This is a genomic window from Labrenzia sp. R5_0, assembly GCF_017743835.1.
GTDB classification, from domain to species: Bacteria; Pseudomonadota; Alphaproteobacteria; order Rhizobiales; family Stappiaceae; genus Roseibium; species Roseibium algicola.
On record NZ_JAGHRK010000005.1, the window covers coordinates 38657 to 58510 of the forward strand.

Consider the following 19854-nt stretch of genomic DNA (forward strand, 5'->3'; position numbering starts at 1 on the left):
GCGTACCTTCCCAATATTTCGCAATGCCGCTTGCCGCCGCCAGCCGAACCGCGACGGTCACCTGATTTCAATAGCTTAGATATCGGGGCCTTGCTACCGCAAGCCCGTTGGCAATAGCCGAAGACCCGATCAGCTAGATGTTGAGATCCTGCTGGCCCGTATCGATATGAGGTGCCCAGAAGGCAACACTCTCGGCGATCTGCGGAATGACCTGCCGGTCATTTGGCTCGCGCTCCTTGAAGCTGAGCTCCAGGCAGATCTCATTGTCCTCGGCGCCGCCTTTCGCCAAAGCTTCCAGAAGCGGCTCGGGATGGATCTGGCCACGGGCGTTGAATTCCGCCGTGAAGGGTCGATGGCCGCTCTTGTCCAGAAGGCTCTGCTTGATGTGAATGATCGGCGACACCCGGGGAACGGCTTCGGCCCAGGCAAAGGGGTTGAAATCGTCCGGATTTGAGCTGGTCACGTCACCGTGGTCGATATCGGCCATCATCCACATCGGAACGGCCATCGGCGTGGCCGAAATTCGCTCCTGAAGGGCAAGGCAGGCCGCTATGGTCTCACCGAATTCCCGGCCAATGCTCATCGGCTCCCAGAAAACATATTCCAGACCCGCCCCCTTCGCGTGTTCGGCAACCTCCGCCCAGCAATCGATGGCGATCCTGATCAGGTCGTCCCGCCGGACCGGATCGTCGTAATCCTTGTAGGTGAAAATCGCGAACTGGGTGCCGACGGAAACGCCTCCGAGATCGCCGATGATGTCGGCGAAGGTCTTGAACCAGTCTACATAATAACGCCGCACATCGGCATCTGGATGACCGAAATGATTGAGACGGCCGTAGGGGCCCGTCATACCGCTGGTCACCCGCACACCTGTCCTGGCAAGTGACGCCGACATTTCGCGCGTCAACCGCCGGATAAGGGGCGCCGGCCAGCTGGGGTTGATGAACTCGTGCGTCAACTGCAGGTCGCGGATCTTCAGGTCGCGTGCGACCGTCTCGATCAGATCCGCGGGATCCGCGTAGCGATTGACCAGCGGGTTTGTGTTGAGCGAAAGCGTCAGGGGCATGAAGTGTCCAGTCGTCGGGGGAAATGGCAGGCGTCCGAGCCGGATATCAGGCGGCGCGTGCGGCGTATTCGGCGTTGAACCAGCTCGAGAAGGCCGCTTTTTCATCCGCGCTCAGGTGCAAGCCGTGTTTGGTCCGCCGGGTCAGGATGTCATCGGCGGTCTGCGCCCATTCCTCATTGACGAGATGGCGCACCTCGGCCTCATAGAGTTGCGCGCCGAAGTGTCTGCCAAGCCCGTCCAGTGCGGTGGCCGAGCCGACTATCCGGCTGGTCCTTGCCCCATAGCAGCGCCCGTAGTGTTTCAAAAGGGCGCGCGACATCCACGGATAAGCCTCCCGCATCGTTTCCGAAAAGCTTTCGAAATCCGCATTCGGAATTTCGCCGCCAGGCAACGTGGCGGTTTCCGTCCAGTCGCCGCCCATCTGCGGGAAGATCCGGTCAAGCTTGTGCATCGCGCGCTCGGCCAGCTCGCGGAAAGTCGTGATCTTGCCGCCGAAGACATTCAGAAGCGGGACATTGTCCGTCATGTCGAGATCGAACACATAGTCGCGCGTTACGGCGGACGGATTGCCCTTGCCGTCGTCGAACAATGGACGCACACCCGAGAAGGACGTCAGGACATCCGACCGGCGCAGCTTTGCCTTGAAGTACCTGTTCACGGCCTTGATCAGATATTCGATCTCGAATTCTTCGGCCTGCACGTCCTCGGCCCGGCCTTCATAAGCGATATCCGTGGTTCCGATCAGGGCCTTGTCGCCCTCATAGGGGTTTATGAAGATCACCCGTTTGTCGTCGTTCTGAACCAGATAGGCCTGTTGTCCCTGCCAGAACTTCGGCACGACGATATGGCTTCCCTTGACCAGCCGCACGTTCCGGCTGGAATTCGATCCGGCTACGTTCAAGATGACATCGGATACCCAGGGACCTGCCGCGTTGACGATGCATCTGGCCCGAACTGTTGACGTTTCGCCGGTTTCGCTGTTGCGCAATGTTGCCAGCCAGACGCCGTTGTCGCGGCGCGCGCTGGCAACAGCCGTACGCGTGAGAACCCGAGCCCCTTTCTCGAAGGCGTCCAGTGCGTTGATGACAACAAGGCGGGCATCGTCGACCCAGCAGTCGGAATATTCGAAACCGCGCTTGTAACTGTCGAGGATCGGCGCACCTTCCGGATCCCTGTGCAGATCGAGCGTCCGGGTGCCCGGCAGCTTCTTGCGGCCTCCCAGGTGATCGTAGAGAAACAGGCCGAGACGCACGAGCCAGGCCGGGCGGTCTGCCGGGCTGTGTGGCAGCACGAAGCGCATGGGCCAGATGATATGGCTGGCCGAATTCATGAGCACTTCCCGCTCGATCAGGGCTTCGCGCACCAGCCGGAATTCATAATATTCCAGATAGCGCAGACCACCGTGAACCAGCTTGCCTGACCGGGATGACGTTCCTTGCGCAAGGTCGTCCTTTTCGCAGAGCCAGACGGACAGTCCCCGGCCGGCAGCGTCGCGCGCAATGCCGGCGCCATTGATGCCGCCACCAATCACCAAAAGATCGATCGTCTGCGTTTCGCTCGTCATTTCATGCTCCTGTGGTGACACTGCTGGCAGGTTCCGTCTCGTCGCGGCTTTCGGTGCGCAGTTTCGCGAGCAGGTCCCATGTGCCTGCAAGATCCCTGCGAAGACCTGCAAAGACCGGGAAAATAGTCTCGTAGGACCGGACCAGGCCGGGATCGGGTGCTTCCGCCTGTCCAAGCAAGGGCGTGACCCACTCGCTGATGCAGCTGCGCATGTCCGGATAAACGCCCGTGGCAACCGCCGCCATCATTGCGGCACCCGCCGCTCCGGCCTCGTCCCGCGCCGAGACGCGAACCGGTGCGTTTACCGCGGCTGCCAGTATCTGGCGCAGTGCCGGGGAGCGTGCCGCGCCTCCGGTCAACCGAAGTTCGGAAGGAAGTGCTCCCATTGCGGCGTAGCAATCACGGGCGGCCATACCGAGACCTTCCGCCACCGCGCGCACCAGATCCGCGTAGCCATTTGCGGCGGAAAGCCCGGTAAATCCGGCGCGGGCGTTGGTATTGACGAAGGGGCCACGTTCGCCGGCTTCGGAGATGTAGGGGTGATAGAGGATGGCGCCCGGCTTGCCGGCGGCAAGCCAGCCCTCGATGTGGGACACCAGATCGCGGTGAGAGACATCCTGTCCCATGCCGCGCATCACGTCAGCGGCAATGTTGAGAACCCAGTCGAGATTGAGCGTGGCCGCCATGTTGGTCTGCACCTGGGTGACGATGCCCGGCACCGGCAACGCAATCACATAACCTGTGCCTTCAGCATTGAGGTGCACTTCTTCGGCTGGCTTGGCATGCATGTGCACACCGGTGGAGCCAATCGTCGAACAGGCGGCATCCGCTTCGCCCGTGTAGACACCGGCGCCAAGTGCCGTCATCACCATGTCGACGTAGCCGAGCGAAACCGGTGTCCCTGCCCGAAGGCCCGTCACCTTCGCGGCCGCATCGCTCAGCCCGTAGGTCGTTTCCGTTCCCTCGACGATCTCCGGCAGCAAATGCCGCCGGTGCCTGAGGCCGAGTGCTTCGATAGCCACATCGTTATATTGCCGGGTCCGGAAGTTGCCGAAGGTGAAACTTGCCTCGGACGGGTCCGTTGCCCGGACGCCCGTGAGGTTCAGGTAGAGCCAGTCCTTGCAATGAAGCGCGACTTCCGCGCGGTCCAGGCTTGCCGGATCAAACCGGTCCATATGCGCAAGCTGGGCGCCTTGCTGACAGGTATTCAGCCCTGTTCCCGTTGCCTCGAACCGGGCCCGGTTCAGCGCATTTCCTTCCAGCCGGCTGACAGTAGGTGCGGCACGGGCATCAAGCCAAAGCCAGGCGTCACCGACCGGAACATTGTCCCGCCCCACCAGCCAGGTTCCGTCTCCCTGCGCGGTCACGCCGATCGCGACAGTGCGCCCGCTCAGGCCTTCGACCAAATTACCAAGCTGTTTCAGGGCTGTGACACAGTCCTGCCAGGTTCGGCTCATGCACTGGGTCGCGGCACCTCCCGCGCCGGTGTCATAGGCATTCGTGACCGAAGCCACCGCAATCTGGGTGCCTGAAAGGTCGAACGCCACCGCTTTCACCACGGACGTGCCGGAGTCGATTCCGATAAGAATGTCGCCCTTATGCATGATGGCATCCACCGCCCAAGCCATGCTCAAGAGCCGCTATTTCGGCTTGCATTTCATTCCTCCCAGAAAGCTTCAACTGACCGGACTCTCGCAGATCCTGACTGTTTGCACAGCCCTGCATGCGCCGTTCGGGACGAAGCTTCTGTAGTCTATATATAACACTATTATCTCATATGCATGTATTTTTTTACTGACAAAGTAATTTATTTCATCTAGGGTGATTGTCATTGGGAGGCATGCAGCAGGCATTTCTCCCGGTGCGAGGGCGGGAGCAACGTTCGCAGGAACGGGACCCTCAAACGAAAAAGCCGCGCAAGCGCGGACTGGGAGGAGAACAATGGTTTTCACGTTAGAAATGACGGTCACCCGGAAGCGCATCGCGGATCAATGCCGCACGCGGCACCGGGCATTTGCGCATCCAGTTGCGCATAGCCGCTAAGAACGTGCTGAACGGCGCGATTAACGGGCGCCCGACACATCCAGCTCCTGACACGAGAAGAACATGCCGGCCGCAAGCCTTGTCGCGGCCGAACGAGAATTGCATGCCGGAGGAAGATATGGCCAAGGTCGAAACAGCAGTCGGCGGCGCATCATTCGTGAAGCCCAGCTATGGAAAGTGGATCGCGGTCGCGATCGCCGCTGTAGTGGCCGGCGCCATAGTCCTGGACACCAAGGTCGTGCGTGTCGGCTCCGAGAGCGACATTCGGCAACAGGCTTTTTCACCTGACGTCTATGGTGTGGACACTTTCCCGCGTATTCGCGACTTCGTTGCACAGAAGGCGGTCGAAGCTAGCGAGATAGGCGCCCTGGCGCTTTCCGACAAAACGAAGCTGGCCGAAACCTACGGCACGGCTTCGTCTACCGGCTCGATCATTCCGGTGAAGTTCGAAGGTGTCGTCGGCGAAGGAAAGTCGGGACTTTACAACGTCACGATCGACGGTGTGCCGTCGGAAATCCGGGTTCGCGTCCAGACGGGTCCTGCCATCAACGGCACGGATCTTCGCGATGTCCCGGGGGATATCGCCTTCGGCGATTTCAAGAACCAGATCGAGTATCAGAACGCCGCTTCCGCCATCAACCGGGCAATGAAGCAGGTGGTGCTTGAAGGCCTCGACACGAGTGCCCTCACCGGCAAGACCATTCGGGTCACCGGCGCGTTCCGCCTGATCAATCCCAAGAACTGGCTGGTAACACCGACGGAGGTCACCGTTCGATGAACGCGATCCATCCCGTTGCCGCAGTTGAAGACGAAGTCGTGCTCGCCGCGCGTAATGTCGCCAAGTCCTACGGTGCGATCCAGGCTCTGAAGGGCGTCAACTTCGACATTCATCGTGGCCAGGTCACCACCCTTTTCGGCGAAAACGGCGCCGGCAAGTCGACCTTGATGCGCATCCTGTCCGGCATCACGACGCCGACGACGGGTGAAATCATCCTGGATGGCGCACCGATCACCTTTGCCTCGGCTACCGAAGCCCGGGACAGAGGCATCTCCATCATCCACCAGGAGCTGAGCCTGGCGCCGAACCTTTCCGTGCGGGACAACATCTTCATGGGCCGTGAAATTCGCGGACCGATGGGGGTCGACTTCGCGGAGGAAGAACGCCAGACGCGAGCGCTGATGGTGGAGCTGGAAGAGGAAATCGACCCGCTGACGCCGGTTGAGGATCTGCGCCTCGGCCAGCAGCAAATCGTCGAAATTGCCCGTGCGCTTTCATATGACAGCCGTATCCTGATCATGGACGAGCCAACCTCTGCCCTTTCTGCCTCGGAAGTGGAAGTGCTGTTCAAGGTCATTCGCGATCTGACGAGCCGCGGCGTTTCCATCGTCTATATTTCCCATCACCTGGAAGAAGCGCTCCAGATCACCGATCACGCGGTTGTCCTGCGGGATGGCGTGATGACCGCCTATGCGCCACGCAGCGACATCGACCTGGAATGGATCGTCCGCAACATGGTGGGCGAGAACTATGATCTCGGCTCACCACCGACCGGTTACGAATTTGGCGAAACCGCCCTTTCCATTCGCAATCTGACCGTCGCCGACCCGTCAGGTGCGGATTACAACGTGGTCGACGACCTGTCGCTTGACGTGAAAGCCGGCGAGATCGTCTGCATCTACGGATTGATGGGCGCCGGACGCACCGAACTTCTGGAAACCGTCGCCGGGCGGTTGAAGCAGGAGACGGGAGACATCCTCCTGAACGGCGGCAATGTCTCGCCCCTCTCGATCGGCCAGAGAATTGCCAACGGTCTCGCGCTTGTTCCCGAGGATCGGCAGAAGGACGGCCTCGTCCAGACAATGACGGTCGGCCAGAACCTGTCGCTTGCCTCCATCATGGATTTCACGCGCGGCATCTTCACGTCCAGAAAGCTGGAATCCGATCTCATCGAAACCAGCATCCGCAAGGTCACCGTCAAGACCTCCGGACCGGACGCGGCGATCGGCTCGCTGTCTGGCGGCAACCAGCAGAAGGTCGTGATCGGCAAGATCCTGGCCACCGAGCCGAAGGTGATCATGCTCGACGAGCCAAGCCGCGGCATCGATATCGGCGCCAAGGCGGAAGTGTTCCGGCTCTTGGCCGAACGTGCCCGCGAAGGTCTGGCAGTCATCTACTCGACCTCGGAAGTCGGCGAATGCCTGTCCATCGCCCACCGCATCATCGTCATGCACCGGGGCCGGATCTCGGCGGAATTCGATTCAACCATCAGCAAGGAAAAGATCATGGCCGCCTCCGGCGAAGCCGTGGTCGCCTGACGGAGATCAGATCATGAGCGTTACGAGCGCCAACACGCAACCGGTCGCCAAGAACCGCCAGTCCCGCGAGCACAATATAGGACGGCTCCTTCTCGAAGGCCGCGCTTTCTTCGCCCTTATCGCGATCATTGCCGTTTTCTCGTTCCTGTCGCCGCATTATTTCACGGTCGGGAACTTCCTGATCATGTCCTCGCATGTGGCGATCTACGGCATTCTGGCCATCGGCATGCTGCTGGTGATCCTGAACGGCGGTATCGACCTTTCGGTCGGCTCCATTCTGGCCCTGTCCGGTGTCATTGCCGGCTTCCAGATGCAGGGCATCGTTCTGAATGCCTTCGGCGTCATCGTCTATCCGCCGGTCTGGGCGGTGGTCGTCATTACTTGTGTCGTCGGGGCGCTGGTTGGCGCGGTCAACGGGATCCTGATCGCCTGGTTCCGCGTTCCGGCTTTCGTGGCAACGCTCGGCGTCATGTATGTCGCCCGCGGCATCGCCCTGTTGATGACCAACGGCCTCACCTACAACAACCTGTCCGGCGATCCTTCGCTTGGAAACACCGGTTTCGACTGGCTTGGTTTCAACCGTCTGTTCGGCGTACCGATCAGTGTTCTGGTGCTGGCGGCACTTGCGATCGTTGCCGGCCTGATGCTCAGCCGTTCCGCCTTCGGTCGCTGGCTCTATGCTTCCGGCGGCAATGCCCACGCGGCCGATCTTTCCGGCGTTCCCGTCAAGAAGGTGCAAGTTGCGGTCTATACGCTCTCCGGCATTCTTGCGGCCATCGCAGGTCTTGTTCTCTCGTCCCAGCTGACATCCGCTGGCCCGACCGCGGGAACGACCTACGAGCTGACCGCAATTGCTGCTGTGGTGATCGGCGGTGCAGCCCTGACCGGTGGCCGAGGCACCGTCCGAGGCACCATGCTGGGTGCCTTCGTCATCGGCTTCCTGTCCGACGGCCTCGTGATCATCGGCGTCTCGTCCTACTGGCAGACCGTCTTCACCGGTGCCGTGATCGTGCTCGCCGTCCTGATGAACTCCATCCAATACGGCAGCGCGCGGAAGAAATAGCCACTGCCTCGAACAGATTTCGCCGCTCCCGGAGGACTTAGGGAGCGGGAATACCCGCCAATTGGCGACCCCCATTCACGCTAAGGGAGGAATACTCGATGTTGAAATTTACCAGACGGACCCTGCTTGCTGCTGCCGCCGTCCTGCCGATGATTGCAAGCCCGGCTCTTGCCGACGGCCTGATCTCGATCATCGTCAACGACCCGGCCAACCCCTACTGGTACACCGAAGGCCATGTGGCAAAGGCGACTGCGGAAGAGCTCGGTTACGAAGCACAGGTCAGCGCCCATAAGGGTGACACCAACACCGAAAGCACCCTGATCGACACCGCGATCACCAACCAGTCCAAGGCAATCATTCTCGACCCGGCCAATGCAGACGGTTCTGTCGGCGCGGTGAAGAAGGCCGTGGCCGCCGGCATTCCGGTGTTCCTCATCAACGCTGAAATCAACCAGGAAGGCCTTGCCCAGGCACAGCTCGTTTCCAACAACGCCCAGGGCGCTGCAATCGGTGCGCAGCAGTGGGTGGAAGCCGTTGGTGAAGAGGGCAAATACGTCGAGCTTTTCGGTGCGCCCTCCGACAACAACGCAGCAACCCGTTCCAACGGTTTCGAAACCGTGCTGACCCAGTACCCGGATCTGGAAAAGGCAGCGCAGGAAGTTGCCAACTGGGACCGTACCCAGGGCTATCAGAAGATGCAGTCCATGCTTCAGGCCAATCCGGACATCATCGGCGTCATCTCCGGCAACGATGAAATGGCTCTCGGTGCAATCGCCGCCTTGAAGGAAGCCGGCAAGCTTGACCAGGTGAAGGTCGGTGGCTTTGACGGTTCGCCGGACGCGGTTGCTGCCATCCGTGCTGGCGAACTTCAGTACACCGTGCTGCAGCCGGTTGCTGTCTTCTCCGCTGAAGCAATCCGCCAGGCCGACAAGTACATCAAGACCGGCTCCACCGGCGCGGAAAGCGAAAAGCAGCTCTTCGATTGCGTGCTGATCACGGCCGACAACGTCGACAAGGTCACGGCAGCCTTCACCCTGACCCAATAATACCTCCCCACCTGACGGAGGCATCGCAAGGTGCCTCCGCTTTTTCCGGGCAACCGAACCGCAACGCTGCCACTTTGCCAAATTCAGACTTTGACGTTAAGTGAAGCTGATCGAGCAGCAGCAGAAGCGACACAGCGTGGCATCGGACAACACCAGTTCTCCCGGAAACCGGCCCCACCTTCCCACCGACAGCCGACAGGCGCGCCAGATCGCGCGCAGGCGTTTGATCGCCGACTACGTCAACAGCCGCCAGAGTGCGCGCATCGACGAGATTTCGAAACGCTTCGGCATCAGCCTGATGACGGTCCATCGCGATATCGACACGCTTGTCGAGGACGGGCTTGTCTCGAAGTCCCGCGGTGTGATCACCTCCAGAACCAGTGCTGCTGGTTTAGCTGAACCGGCTGATACCGCGGCAAATGACGACGGCGACTATCAGGCGATCGCAGCGGCCGCTGCGGATTTGATCCAGCCCGGCCAGACCGTTTTTCTCGCAGGTTCCCCGATCCTGAGGCACGCAGCCAGGTACCTCGCCAGCAAGGTGCCGCTCACCATCGTGACCAACTCCCTCGATCTGATGAACGATTTCCGCGAACTTCCCGATATTTCTCTCATCGGGCTCGGCGGAACGTTCAAATCCTGGTCTGGCTGTTTCCACGGTCCGCAAACGATCCGGGAAATCAACGACATCGATGCGGATGCGGCGATTGTCTCTGCGGATGCGATCTTCGAGGAAAAGACCTTCTACGAGACAGAAGAAGACCTGGCCGTTCGGAATGCGATGCAGGAAAAGGCCAAGCGGATCATCCTGGTTGCCAGCCATGGGATGTTCGACAAGAAAGCCTTTTACGGTGGCAACGATCTTCGTGACTACGACGCGGTTGTCGTGAATTCCGCCGTTCCCCCGCTGCTTGTCGACCGAATGCTGTCCAGAAAAATCGACGTCCGGCTTGCCTGAGATCCTCTCGACAATTCTTGTCTCCAGACAATCGTGACATTGTCGTCTTTTGTTGCAACGAAATGACAAATGTTACTTAATGTTGCCAAAAGTCAGATTCCCTAATCGGCGGATTGGACTATCGGCCGAAATCGTGCAATTCAGATCGGCAACAAAGGGGGGAGCGGTCATGACAATGGAACCGTCTCGAGAGGTCAATCGCCGCGTACCTGTGGAGTTTGACGATGTCGTCGTCTGGGCAGCCTGGCTCTATTACGAAGAATCGCTCAACCAGAGCGACATTGCCGGCATCATCGGTGTCTCGCGCGCAACCATCGTGAACTATCTTCAGGAGGCACGAGAGCGGGGTGTCGTTCGCATCGCCATGGATGCGGGCGTCATGGCACGTTCCGATCTCTCACGGGAGATATGCGAACGCTTTGGCCTCAGAGAAACGCTGGTAGTGCAGCATCAACCCGGCGCGGATGCCCAGACACGGCTATTGACCCTTGGTGCAGCCGGTGCGCGCCAGCTGGAGCGGATGATCGACCCCGGTGAGATACTCTGTGTTTCCTGGGGCAAGACTGTTCTTGCGGTTGCCGACGCGTTGAAACCCATGAGCGACGTCGACGGGGTCACGGTGGTTCAGGTGACAGGAGCCGCTACCAGCAAGCGCGACTTTTCCGCCGAACTCTGCACCGCAATCATGGCCCGTAAGCTTGGTGCGATCAGCATGAACCTGAATGCACCCGCAGTTCTGTCCAGCGCAGACCTATGCCAGGCGCTGCGACGTGAACCTGCCCTCGAACGCCAGTTCGACATGATCCGGCAAGCCCGTACGATCGTTTTCGGGCTCGGCGGCCTTGGTCCGGAAAGCACCATCCGCTTTGCCGACATCGCGACGGACGAGGAAATCGACGCTTACGGTGAAGACGGTGCGAAAGCCGTTCTGATCTGCCGGTTCCTCGATGAGGAGGGCAATCAGATCACGCGGGAATTCGACAAGCGCATGATGGGGATCGAACTCGACGAACTGCGCGCCATTCCACGCCGGCTTTGCGTGGCAGGCGGATTGTCAAAGCTCGAGGCAATCCGCGCAACGCTGAAGGGTGGCTATGCAACCCATTTTGTCACCGACCTGGAAACGGCGCGGGCCCTCCTCAAGGGCTGAGGCCCGCGCGTTCTGTTGGTCAGGCAAGAACCTTTGCCGAATTCATGAAGTTGACGGTGTCCTCGAAGCTCTTGATGCCCGCGTCAGACCCGAGCCCCGTCGCCACAAGCGCCGCCGAGGCCTGCGCAAAGTTCAGCGCAGTCTTCAGATCCATCTTGTGGTGAAGGGCCGTGATGAACCCGGCATCGAAGGCGTCGCCGCAGCCGGTCGTATCCACAACGGAAATTTCGAACGCTGGCTGGCGGACAAACTCGCCCTGGTGATCCATGAAGCAGACACCGTCACCGCCGAGCGTGAATACACACTGCTTGACGCCGCGATCCAGGAAAAAACGTCCTGCTTCCTGGATGTCACCTGCACCGGAAATCAGACGGGCTTCTTCGATCGACGGCATGAAATAATCGACATGAGGAAGCAGCGGCAGGAGCAGGTCGATTGTGTTTTCGTTGGCTCCCAGCAAATCGAAGGTGACCGTGCGGCCACGTTTCTTGGCTTCCGCCAGAAGTCTCGCGCTCGGCTCGCCATCCAGTTTGGCCAGGAGTCCGGTTCCACCCAGGTGAATGATTGACGGCGCCAGCACGGCATCAAGCATGTCGGCGGGGACATCAAAATGATCGGACGCGCCGCGCTGGTGCAGGGCCGGACGGTCACCGTTGCGGCGCACGTTCAGGATGGTTGCCGACGTCGGTACGCCCTCGAGCCGCTGCATCAGGCTGGTGTCGACCTTGAACCTGCCGAGCGTTGACAGCACGAAGTCGGCCTTTTCATCGTCGCCGACGGCTCCGACGGCCAGGCAGTTCAGCCCGAGTTTCGCCAGATCGATCACCGTACCGCCTGCGGTACCGGCAACGGTCAACCGAATTTCGTCGATGAACTCGACGTTGCCGCCCTCGGGGATCCCATCGACCGGACGACCGAGAACGTCAAGAATGTAAAGGCCTATGACAGCAGCATCGTGGCTCATTTTTCCTCCCGGGAAATTATGTTTCAGGCGCGGTTGCGCAATGCGAAGATCGTGCCCGCCAGCAGGATGAAGGCGCCGATGATGGCGAGCTGAAGCGTGCTGGGGATACCGATGAAGACAAGAACGTTGCTGACCAGCGTGATCAGGACAACGCCGAGCAGTGTGCCGACCACGGTTCCCGAACCGCCGGTGATCTTGGCGCCGCCGAGCACCACTGCCGCGATGATTTCCAGTTCCATGCCTGCAAGGTCGAACGGGTTGGCAAGCCGGTTCGAAGCGACATGCACGATACCAGCGACACCAGCCAGAAGGCCGGCCCAGCCGAAGACGAACAACCTGACATAGAACAGATTGAACCCGAGGCGCTCGGCAATGCCCGGATTGCCGCCAGCTGCAAAGATCGCCCGTCCCATGAGCGTTCTTTCGAGGATGAACCAGGTCGCAAAAGCCGCGGCCACCAGCACCAGCACTGTTGCCGGCAGGGTCGAGATCACACCATTGGTGCCATGCCACGTGATCAGCGAGGCTTTCCCGAAGCCATCCATTGCGGCCGGAATATTCATGAACAGGGCCGTTCCGATGAACGTCAGCAGGAAACTGCGAATGAAGTACTGGGTGCCGATGGTGACGATCAGCGAAGGCGTGCGCAGCGCATGGACCAGAAGCCCGTTGACCACGCCGAAAGCAGCTCCTCCGGCGGCGGCCAACGGCAGGATCACCCAGATCGGCATGCCCGGAAACACATTCGTGACCAGCATGGTCAGCGCGTACATGACGAAGGCGGCAATCGCGGTAAACGATACATCGATCCCGCCGGCGGCAAGAACGGCAAGCACGCCCATCGCGAAGATGCCGCGGACCACCGAGGCCCGCAGAATGTCGAAGAGATTGTTGACCGCCAGAAAGTCCGGATTGGCAATTGCAACGCCGATCACCGTCAGGATGACGAGTGCAAGAGTGAACAGCTCCGGTCTGCGGCCCATCAGATCCCAGATGCGCTTGAACACGCCGGGTCCGCTGTTGGTAAGGGTCATGTCGGTCACTGTGCGGCTTCCTCGTCCATGTTCGCCGGCGCTTCCGTCGCCGGGCCTGCAGCCATTGTCTGGTAGATCCCGTCTTCATCGACCTCTTCGGCCGCATAATCGGCGACGATCCCGCCCTGTCGCATGACGAGAATGCGGTCGCAGTTCTGCAGCAGCTCGGGAAGGTCATCGGAAATGATCACGACAGCCATACCGTCGTCCGCCAGACGCTGAATGATGCGGAAGATCGTGTCCTTCGAGCCGACATCGACGCCGACAGTCGGGCCGTGCAGCACCAGAAGGCGTGGTTCGATGGTGAGCCAGCGTCCGATCAGAACCCGTTGCTGGTTACCGCCCGAAAGCGATTGCACCGGCACCGTGACATCGGGCGCGACCACCTGAAGATCAGTGATCTGGTCTTCGGAGAGCTTGCGCGCCTTGCGCTGGCTGATCATTCCGAAGAAGTTGCGCAGCCTGTTCAGCACCGGCAGCGTGACGTTGTCCTGAATGGATTTCTCCAGGAAGAGGCCTTCGGTCAGGCGGTCTTCGGGAACATAGCCGACACCTTCCCTGATGGCCTCGGCCGGCGAACGCAGGGCGACCGACCGGCCGTCCAAACGGATCGTGCCGCGCTCTGCCGGGACGACACCGGAAAGCGCGAGGGCCAGCTCGTTGCGGCCGGAATCCAGAAGGCCGGTCACACCCAGAATTTCACCCTTGCGCACCGTGAACGAGAGGTTCTTGAAGGCACGTCCCTGGCTCAGTCCCTCGACCTGAAGCAGCGTGTCGCCGATTTTCGGCTCGGTGCGATACCGGGCCTCGGAAATCTCGCGACCGGTCATCAGATGACCGATTTCGGCCTTGTTGGTGGTGGTCACGTCGCGCTCGGCGACCTTCTGGCCGTCACGCATGATGATGGCGTGTCCACCAAGCGACTTCACTTCGTCGAGCTTGTGCGTCACGAACAGGACCGTCACGCCCTTGTCCAAAAGCTTCCGGACCACGGAAAGCAGGTAGTTCACTTCCTGCCGGGTGAGCGAAGTGGTCGGCTCATCCATGATGACGAGCCGTGCCTCTGCGGCAATGGCGCGGGCAATCGCGACCAGCTGCCGGGTTGCAAGAGGAAGCGTGTCAATTCTGCGCGTCAGGAAGGCACGGTCCGTCGGCAGATGAACCTGCTCGAGAGCCTTGGCCGCGGTTTCGTAAAGCGCCCCCAGCTTCAGCCTCCGGGCGAGACTGCCGTCTGCTTCCACGAGCTGGCCTGTCAGGGCGACATTTTCGGCAACCGACAGATTGGGGAGCAGGGAAAGGTCCTGATAGACGGTCTCGATGCCCGCGCGCAGGGCACCGATGGCACCGAGATCGCCTGCGACCTCGCCTTCGGTCTGCACGCCATCGATGAAGATCTGTCCCGATGTCGCCGGTTGGGCGCCAGAGATGATCTTGATCAACGTGGACTTGCCGCAGCCGTTTTCACCCATGAGATGGTAGATCTGTCCGGCATGAAGCGTGACGCTGACATCCTTCAGCGCCTGCACGCCGCCGAACGACTTGCGCACATTGCGGATCTCTAGAAAAGGCGCCGTGCCTGTCTTTTGAGACTGAGCGGGCTGGGGCTGCATAGTGACGTCCTGTGAATTCGATAGGTTCGGGGACGCGGTGTTCCCGCGCCCCCTGTTTTGCAGTCGTGTGTCAGTGGATCAGAACGGGTATTCGCCGTAGTTTTCCTTGCCGACATCAACCCAGGCCTGACCCTGAATGATGATGCCCTTGCCCGGACCCTGGCTCACCTTGACCGAGTTGTAGCCCTGCACGCCGAGGTCGGCGCCATCGGTGATTTCTTCGCCATTGAGGATCTTTTCCGAAACGACGTTCATCACGTAGCCGGCATCCTTCGGATCCCAGAAGTAGATCCGGTCGACAGCGCCGGTCTCCAGGTAAGGTCCGGTGTCCTTGGGCAGACCCAGGCCGAAGACGCAGGTCTGATCGGACCGGCCAGCTTCCTCGATCGCACGGCCGATGCCGATGACGTCGATTGCGGAGGAACCCTGGAAACCCTTGATGTCCGGATAGGCGCGCAGGATTTCCTTGGCCTTCTCATACGCCTTGTTGGCGTCGTTGAAGGATTCGTTTTTCGCAGCAACCAGTTCCATGCCCGGATACTTGGCTTCCGCGTTGGCCGCACCGGCATCAACCCACTGGTTGTGCGTCAGGCTGCCGAGCGAGCCGACGAAGGTCGTCCACTTGCCTTCACCGCCCATGCATTCGGCCAGGCCTTCGTTGATCTTGGTGCCGAACGCGGCGTTGTCGAAAGCTTCGATGTCGGCATCCGCGTTGACAATGCTGTCACCTTCATGGGCGATGACCTTGATGCCACGGCCCTGTGCACGGCGCAGCACGCCTTCCAGTGCGGACGGATCCATCGGCACTACCGCGATCGCGGAAACGCCCTTGGCAACCAGATCCTCGATGATGCGTGCCTGCTGAGCGGCATCGGCCTGTGCCGGACCGATCTGGGTGGCGTCGATAGCCTCCTTGTCCGCATTGAAGGCATCGACGCCTTCGTTCATGCGGATGAACCAGTTTTCGCCGGTAACCTTCACGACCGTCGTGATGGTCTGCTCGTCTGCAGCCAAAGCCGGGCCGGCAAGTATAGTGCTCAGGACGAGCGCGCTTCCAGCCAGTTTCTTGACTGATTTCATAGTCTTTCCTCCACGGTTTTTTAAAAGGGCTGTTCATTCTTGCGCCGCCCGGGATGCCCTCAGGCCCGCGGCGCATCCGTTTATTGCCTTGATGGCAACCAGATGCTGAAGTTCACGCGAGCCGAGGCCAGCAGGGCGAGCAGAAGGACACCCCAGGCAAGGTCGCGGAAGAAGTTCGAGATTCCGAGAAAGTTGAACAGGCTCGACAGGATCTGCAGCGCCGTTGCCGCAAGAAGAACGCACAGCACCTTGCCGTATCCGCCTTCCGGCTTCACGCCACCCAAAACCGCAATCAGGATCGCGATGAGGACATACGAGCTGCCGTAATCCCATTTGACGGACAGATTGCGTGAAGCGATGACGACACCCGCGATAGAGGCCAGAATTCCGCAGATCGTATAGGTGATCACGATCATGCGGCGGGCCGGGATACCGCCATAGTGAGCGGCCTTGGCATTCGACCCGAGCAGCATCAGCTTCACACCGAAGGGCGTATAGCGCAGGACATAGGCAATCAGCGCGGCCACCACGACAAACAGAGTGAAGCACAGGGGAACGCCGAGAACGGGCAGGTTTCCGAAGCTGTCGAGCGGCGGAATATATCCGAGGCTGAGCGCCGATCCGTTGGTCAGCCAGACGGCGACACCGGTGAACAGCAGCTGGGTGCCGAGTGTCGCGATCAGCGGCGTCAGACCGGCAAAGGCGATGACTATTCCATTCAGAAGACCACCGACGAGACCGACCGCAATTGCAACGCCGGCGAACGTCCAGGAGAACAGCAGCGGATCGTCACCCGGCACGATAAGCGCACGAACGACCAGAAACGAAACGATGCCGGAAAGATTGGCCAGGGCGATGCCGGAAAGATCGATGCCGCCGTTCCCGGAGATCATGGCCAGGGTCACGCCAAGTGCCAGGAGGCCGAGCTCCGGTACCTGGGCAGCCATGATCTGCAGGTTATAGCTGTCGATAAAATTGGCACCTGCAAGCAGGGCACCGGTGACCAGCACGATCACATTGATCAGCGCCAAAAACACCGTCTGTCGGTCAGCTCTAGGCAACAATCTTTCCTCCCAGGGGCCGGAGCGTTTGCACTCCGGATCGTTAATTGTATTTAGACAAGGGTATCTGACAAATGTCAATCACTCTGATTCAAGGTTTGACAATTCACCTTTAACCCATTGTCTTTTCCTCACTTTTCGCCCTTCTGCTCACCGAGTTCCGTCAGTGCAGGAGTGTGGCAGGGATGGTCGAGAAGGGTGATAAGCTCGTCGTCCAGCTTCATCAGCGAGAGCGACACTCCCTTCATGTCCAGCGAGGTGAAATACGGTCCGACGAAGGTGCGGTGAACGCCGATGCCATGCGCCTTCAGACGCTGGCGGACACGGCGTGCCAGAATGTAGAGTTCCATCGTCTGGGTGCCGCCGAGCGAGTTGATGAGCAGCGCCACGCGATCGCCGCGCACCGGTGCCATCTCGCTCAGAATGCGGTCCAGAAGCAGATCCGCGGCATCATCCGCCTTGACGATCTTTTGCCGCATCACACCGGGTTCACCGTGGATGCCGACCCCGATCTCCATCTCGTCCGGACCGACCTCGTAACTCGGCTGACGGGTATCGGGCAGCCTTACCGGCTCCAGGGCCAGACCCATCGTGTAGGTACAGTCGGCCGCCCGCCGCGCAACGATTTCGCAGGCCTCGAGCGAGGCATTGAGATCTGCCGCAGCCCCCGCGATCTTGAAAACGAAGACGTTGCCGGCAACACCCCGGCGCGACCCGCGGGCATCCGGTGGTGACGAGGCGATGTCGTCTGTCGTCACTACCTGACGAACACGAATTCCCTCCGCCGCTGCCATTTCGGCAGCCATGTCGAAGTTCATGACGTCACCGGAGAAGTTTCCGTAGATATAAAGAAGCCCGGCATCGCCATGAACTGCACGGCTCGCAGCCAGAATCGGATCAGGCGGCGGCGCGGCAAAGATGTTGCCCATGACGGCAGCATCAGCGCAGCCCTGGCCGACATAACCCCAGAACCCGGGGTCATGGCCCGAACCGCCCCCTATGACGATGCCGACCTTGCCGGACCTCGGCCCGTTCCGCGCCATCACGGCACGATGGGTCCCCGGCACCTTGGCAAGCAAGGGTTCATGCGCCAGCAGAAGACCGTCGATACTCTCGTCGACAATGTCCCGTGCTTCGTTGATCAGTTTCTTGTCGCCGCCGTGATGGACGCGCGGTGCAGCCCCGTCGACAACAGGGGCCGGGACTTGCGAACGCCGTTTCGGCTCCTGCCAGCCATCCGCCGTGAGCACACCTCTTGCACTGGCCGCATCGGTGATCAGCACATTGACGTATCCGCCGCGCAGCGCAGCAAGGATCGCCGAAACCTTTTCAATACCGCCGGCAACCGCAATGCGCTGCGGGATTGCCCGCAACGCTGCAAGATCAAGGCCGATCGTCCGATCGTTGACCGGACCGATGACCGGTTCCCCGCGTGCCGAGATGAAGCGCCCGCTGACGCTGCCGACTGCGTCCTGATAATGCGCTTGCTGGTCGACCCCGTCGAGAAAGCCGCTTGTGTGAATTGTGCTTTCCGGGCGCATCGACGAAATGCCCATCACGATGCGATTGGCTTCCGAAAGAACGACCATCTGCTCGGACAAGACGGTTTCGGCCAGCAGCCGTTCGCGCATTTCCGGCGAGGATACGATGGCAGGTGCCGACAGGGGCACCCAACGAGCCCCGAGCGCTTCGGCAAGGCGCGCGGCGCAGGCCTCCGGGGTCCAGGGTATACGCGCCGTCGTGCTGCCGGACGCCTGAACGACGCGAATGTCGGCAAGGCCCGGATGGTGCAATTCCTCGGCAAGGGACAGAACAGACCGGCCCCAGGCCACCGCAATCGTGTCGCCGGCGCGCACCAGCCTCTTGAGCACCTGCGCTCCTGCAGCGCCGAGCCGTTCGAACAGCGAACGATCACCGCCTTCGCTGGGGATGACCAGGCAATCCTGCAGGTTGAAGCGGTCCTTCATGGCCTTTGCGATCATGACCGAACGGAAACGATCCGGTTCGATCTCGATATTGACCAGCCCACGCGTGCGCGCATCGGCCAGATAGGTATTCACCGACGCCCGGGAGAGCCCCATGAGGTTAGCGATGTCCGCCTGGGTCATGCCGTCTTCGTAATAGAGCCAGGCAGCCCACAGCAGCGGATCGTCGCCGAACCGCATCGGCATTTCACTCAGGATGGCCTTGTCGGGTTTCCCGCCGGAACGCTTCACCATCAGCTTGCCTCCCCTTGCAGGAGGTTCGCGAGACCCTCGCGCAATGCGGCAATGATGATGACTGCGGAGGCGGCTCCCGGGTCGACATGCCCGAGCGATCTTTCACCCAGTCTTGCGGCCCGGCCGACGGAGGCGACCATGGCGCGCGTGGCTTCTCGCCCTTCGCTCGCGGCCTCCAGCGCGGCATCGAGGCAAGCAACCGGGCCTGCCCCGTTCTGCTGTGCTTCTGTTACGGCACGCGCAGCCGGCCCCCAGGCGTCCAGCATGGTCTTGTCGCCGGGGGTCGCCTTGCCCCGTTGTGCAATCCCGTCGCAGAAGCAGACGACCATCTCCGGGAGACGATCCACCGGAATATCCTGCTGCGTATCAAACGCCTGCCCAGCCCGAAGAAAGGCACTGGCATAGAGCGGTCCGGTCGTTGCACCGACGGCATTCAGGAACGAGCGTCCTGCAATCGGCAACAGGGCACCGGCCTTCACGTCCTGGTTTGCAGCCTCAACGCATGCGGTAACGACCGCGGCAAATCCGCGTGCCATGGTGTTCCCATGGTCGGCATCACCGATGGCGCCATCCAGGGCACCAAGTTCGGCACTTGCTTCGTCGATCCGCATCGAGACGATGCGGAGCAATTCGGTCATTTGCGTTGCGTTGAGGTTTGTCATGGTTCGTCTGCTGCTCCGT

16 protein-coding genes are annotated in these 19854 nt (G+C 60.6%); 6 read left to right on the forward strand and 10 right to left on the reverse strand.

Annotated features, from left to right (window positions below; all coding sequences use genetic code 11):
- Positions 1–133 precede the first annotated feature (133 nt).
- Genes J7447_RS23615 through J7447_RS23625 form a run of 3 tightly spaced genes read right to left on the reverse strand, consistent with a single transcriptional unit; the run spans position 134 to position 4236 of the window.
- A complete protein-coding gene (locus J7447_RS23615; protein ID WP_209171128.1) occupies positions 134–1066 on the reverse strand; it encodes a TIM barrel protein in 933 nt (310 codons plus the stop codon).
- A gap of 46 nt (positions 1067–1112) precedes the next feature.
- Entirely contained in the window at positions 1113–2630 is a 1518-nt protein-coding gene (locus J7447_RS23620) for a glycerol-3-phosphate dehydrogenase (RefSeq protein WP_209171129.1), read from the reverse strand.
- Position 2631: 1 nt separating this feature from the next.
- Entirely contained in the window at positions 2632–4236 is a 1605-nt protein-coding gene (locus J7447_RS23625; protein ID WP_353653817.1) for an FGGY-family carbohydrate kinase, read from the reverse strand.
- 539 nt (positions 4237–4775) lie between these two features.
- On the opposite strand from J7447_RS23625, the gene J7447_RS23630 reads away from it, so the two are divergent.
- The 6 genes from J7447_RS23630 (at position 4776) to J7447_RS23655 (ending at position 11205) form a co-directional block, all read left to right on the forward strand.
- Positions 4776–5450 (forward strand): DUF2291 domain-containing protein, encoded by a 675-nt coding sequence (locus J7447_RS23630; protein WP_286189517.1) that lies wholly within the window; start codon positions 4776–4778, stop codon positions 5448–5450.
- Positions 5447–6988 (forward strand): sugar ABC transporter ATP-binding protein, encoded by a 1542-nt coding sequence (locus J7447_RS23635; RefSeq protein WP_077294273.1) that lies wholly within the window; start codon positions 5447–5449, stop codon positions 6986–6988. Before J7447_RS23630 ends, J7447_RS23635 begins: the two co-directional genes overlap by 4 nt.
- 13 nt (positions 6989–7001) lie before the next feature.
- Positions 7002–8051 carry an ABC transporter permease gene (locus J7447_RS23640; RefSeq protein WP_077294270.1) on the forward strand — a complete coding sequence of 350 codons (1050 nt, stop codon included), beginning with the start codon at positions 7002–7004 and terminating at the stop codon, positions 8049–8051.
- Between the two features lie 98 nt (positions 8052–8149).
- Positions 8150–9097: a D-ribose ABC transporter substrate-binding protein gene (locus J7447_RS23645; protein ID WP_023001437.1), complete on the forward strand. Its 948-nt coding sequence runs from the start codon at positions 8150–8152 to the stop codon at positions 9095–9097.
- Positions 9098–9197: 100 nt separating this feature from the next.
- On the forward strand, positions 9198–10055 hold the full coding sequence (locus J7447_RS23650; protein ID WP_209171131.1) for a DeoR/GlpR family DNA-binding transcription regulator: 858 nt from the start codon (positions 9198–9200) through the stop codon (positions 10053–10055).
- A gap of 169 nt (positions 10056–10224) precedes the next feature.
- A complete protein-coding gene (locus J7447_RS23655) occupies positions 10225–11205 on the forward strand; it encodes a sugar-binding transcriptional regulator (protein WP_209171132.1) in 981 nt (326 codons plus the stop codon).
- A 19-nt stretch (positions 11206–11224) separates the two neighbouring features.
- Here J7447_RS23655 and J7447_RS23660 read toward each other — a convergent pair whose 3' ends face one another.
- The 7 genes from J7447_RS23660 to dhaL all read right to left on the reverse strand — a co-directional run bounded on the left by J7447_RS23660 (position 11225) and on the right by dhaL (position 19835).
- A complete protein-coding gene (locus J7447_RS23660) occupies positions 11225–12169 on the reverse strand; it encodes a sugar kinase (protein ID WP_209171133.1) in 945 nt (314 codons plus the stop codon).
- A 23-nt stretch (positions 12170–12192) separates the two neighbouring features.
- Entirely contained in the window at positions 12193–13152 is a 960-nt protein-coding gene (locus J7447_RS23665) for an ABC transporter permease (protein ID WP_228148166.1), read from the reverse strand.
- A 56-nt stretch (positions 13153–13208) separates the two neighbouring features.
- Positions 13209–14813, reverse strand: a complete 1605-nt coding sequence (locus tag J7447_RS23670; protein ID WP_075281778.1) for a sugar ABC transporter ATP-binding protein — start codon at positions 14811–14813, stop codon at positions 13209–13211.
- A 78-nt stretch (positions 14814–14891) separates the two neighbouring features.
- Entirely contained in the window at positions 14892–15893 is a 1002-nt protein-coding gene (locus tag J7447_RS23675) for a substrate-binding domain-containing protein (protein ID WP_023001443.1), read from the reverse strand.
- Positions 15894–15973: 80 nt separating this feature from the next.
- Positions 15974–16954: an ABC transporter permease gene (locus tag J7447_RS23680; RefSeq protein ID WP_035907770.1), complete on the reverse strand. Its 981-nt coding sequence runs from the start codon at positions 16952–16954 to the stop codon at positions 15974–15976.
- Positions 16955–17085: 131 nt separating this feature from the next.
- Positions 17086–19173 (reverse strand): bifunctional sugar-binding transcriptional regulator/dihydroxyacetone kinase subunit DhaK, encoded by a 2088-nt coding sequence (locus J7447_RS23685; protein WP_209171134.1) that lies wholly within the window; start codon positions 19171–19173, stop codon positions 17086–17088.
- Positions 19173–19835 carry a dihydroxyacetone kinase subunit DhaL gene (gene dhaL, locus J7447_RS23690; protein WP_209171135.1) on the reverse strand — a complete coding sequence of 221 codons (663 nt, stop codon included), beginning with the start codon at positions 19833–19835 and terminating at the stop codon, positions 19173–19175. Before dhaL ends, J7447_RS23685 begins: the two co-directional genes overlap by 1 nt.
- Positions 19836–19854 lie beyond the last annotated feature (19 nt).

Bases quoted from the DNA above. Each gene is read 5' to 3' on its own strand.
- J7447_RS23615 (WP_209171128.1), bottom strand. From the start codon at position 1,066: ATGCCCCTGACGCTTTCGCTCAACACAAACCCGCTGGTCAATCGCTAC.
- J7447_RS23620 (WP_209171129.1), bottom strand. From the start codon at position 2,630: ATGACGAGCGAAACGCAGACGATCGATCTTTTGGTGATTGGTGGCGGC.
- J7447_RS23630 (WP_286189517.1), top strand. From the start codon at position 4,776: ATGCCGGAGGAAGATATGGCCAAGGTCGAAACAGCAGTCGGCGGCGCA.
- J7447_RS23635 (WP_077294273.1), top strand. From the start codon at position 5,447: ATGAACGCGATCCATCCCGTTGCCGCAGTTGAAGACGAAGTCGTGCTC.
- J7447_RS23640 (WP_077294270.1), top strand. From the start codon at position 7,002: ATGAGCGTTACGAGCGCCAACACGCAACCGGTCGCCAAGAACCGCCAG.
- J7447_RS23645 (WP_023001437.1), top strand. From the start codon at position 8,150: ATGTTGAAATTTACCAGACGGACCCTGCTTGCTGCTGCCGCCGTCCTG.
- J7447_RS23655 (WP_209171132.1), top strand. From the start codon at position 10,225: ATGACAATGGAACCGTCTCGAGAGGTCAATCGCCGCGTACCTGTGGAG.
- J7447_RS23660 (WP_209171133.1), bottom strand. From the start codon at position 12,169: ATGAGCCACGATGCTGCTGTCATAGGCCTTTACATTCTTGACGTTCTC.
- J7447_RS23665 (WP_228148166.1), bottom strand. From the start codon at position 13,152: ATGGGCCGCAGACCGGAGCTGTTCACTCTTGCACTCGTCATCCTGACG.
- J7447_RS23670 (WP_075281778.1), bottom strand. From the start codon at position 14,813: ATGCAGCCCCAGCCCGCTCAGTCTCAAAAGACAGGCACGGCGCCTTTT.
- J7447_RS23675 (WP_023001443.1), bottom strand. From the start codon at position 15,893: ATGAAATCAGTCAAGAAACTGGCTGGAAGCGCGCTCGTCCTGAGCACT.
- J7447_RS23685 (WP_209171134.1), bottom strand. From the start codon at position 19,173: ATGGTGAAGCGTTCCGGCGGGAAACCCGACAAGGCCATCCTGAGTGAA.
- dhaL (WP_209171135.1), bottom strand. From the start codon at position 19,835: ATGACAAACCTCAACGCAACGCAAATGACCGAATTGCTCCGCATCGTC.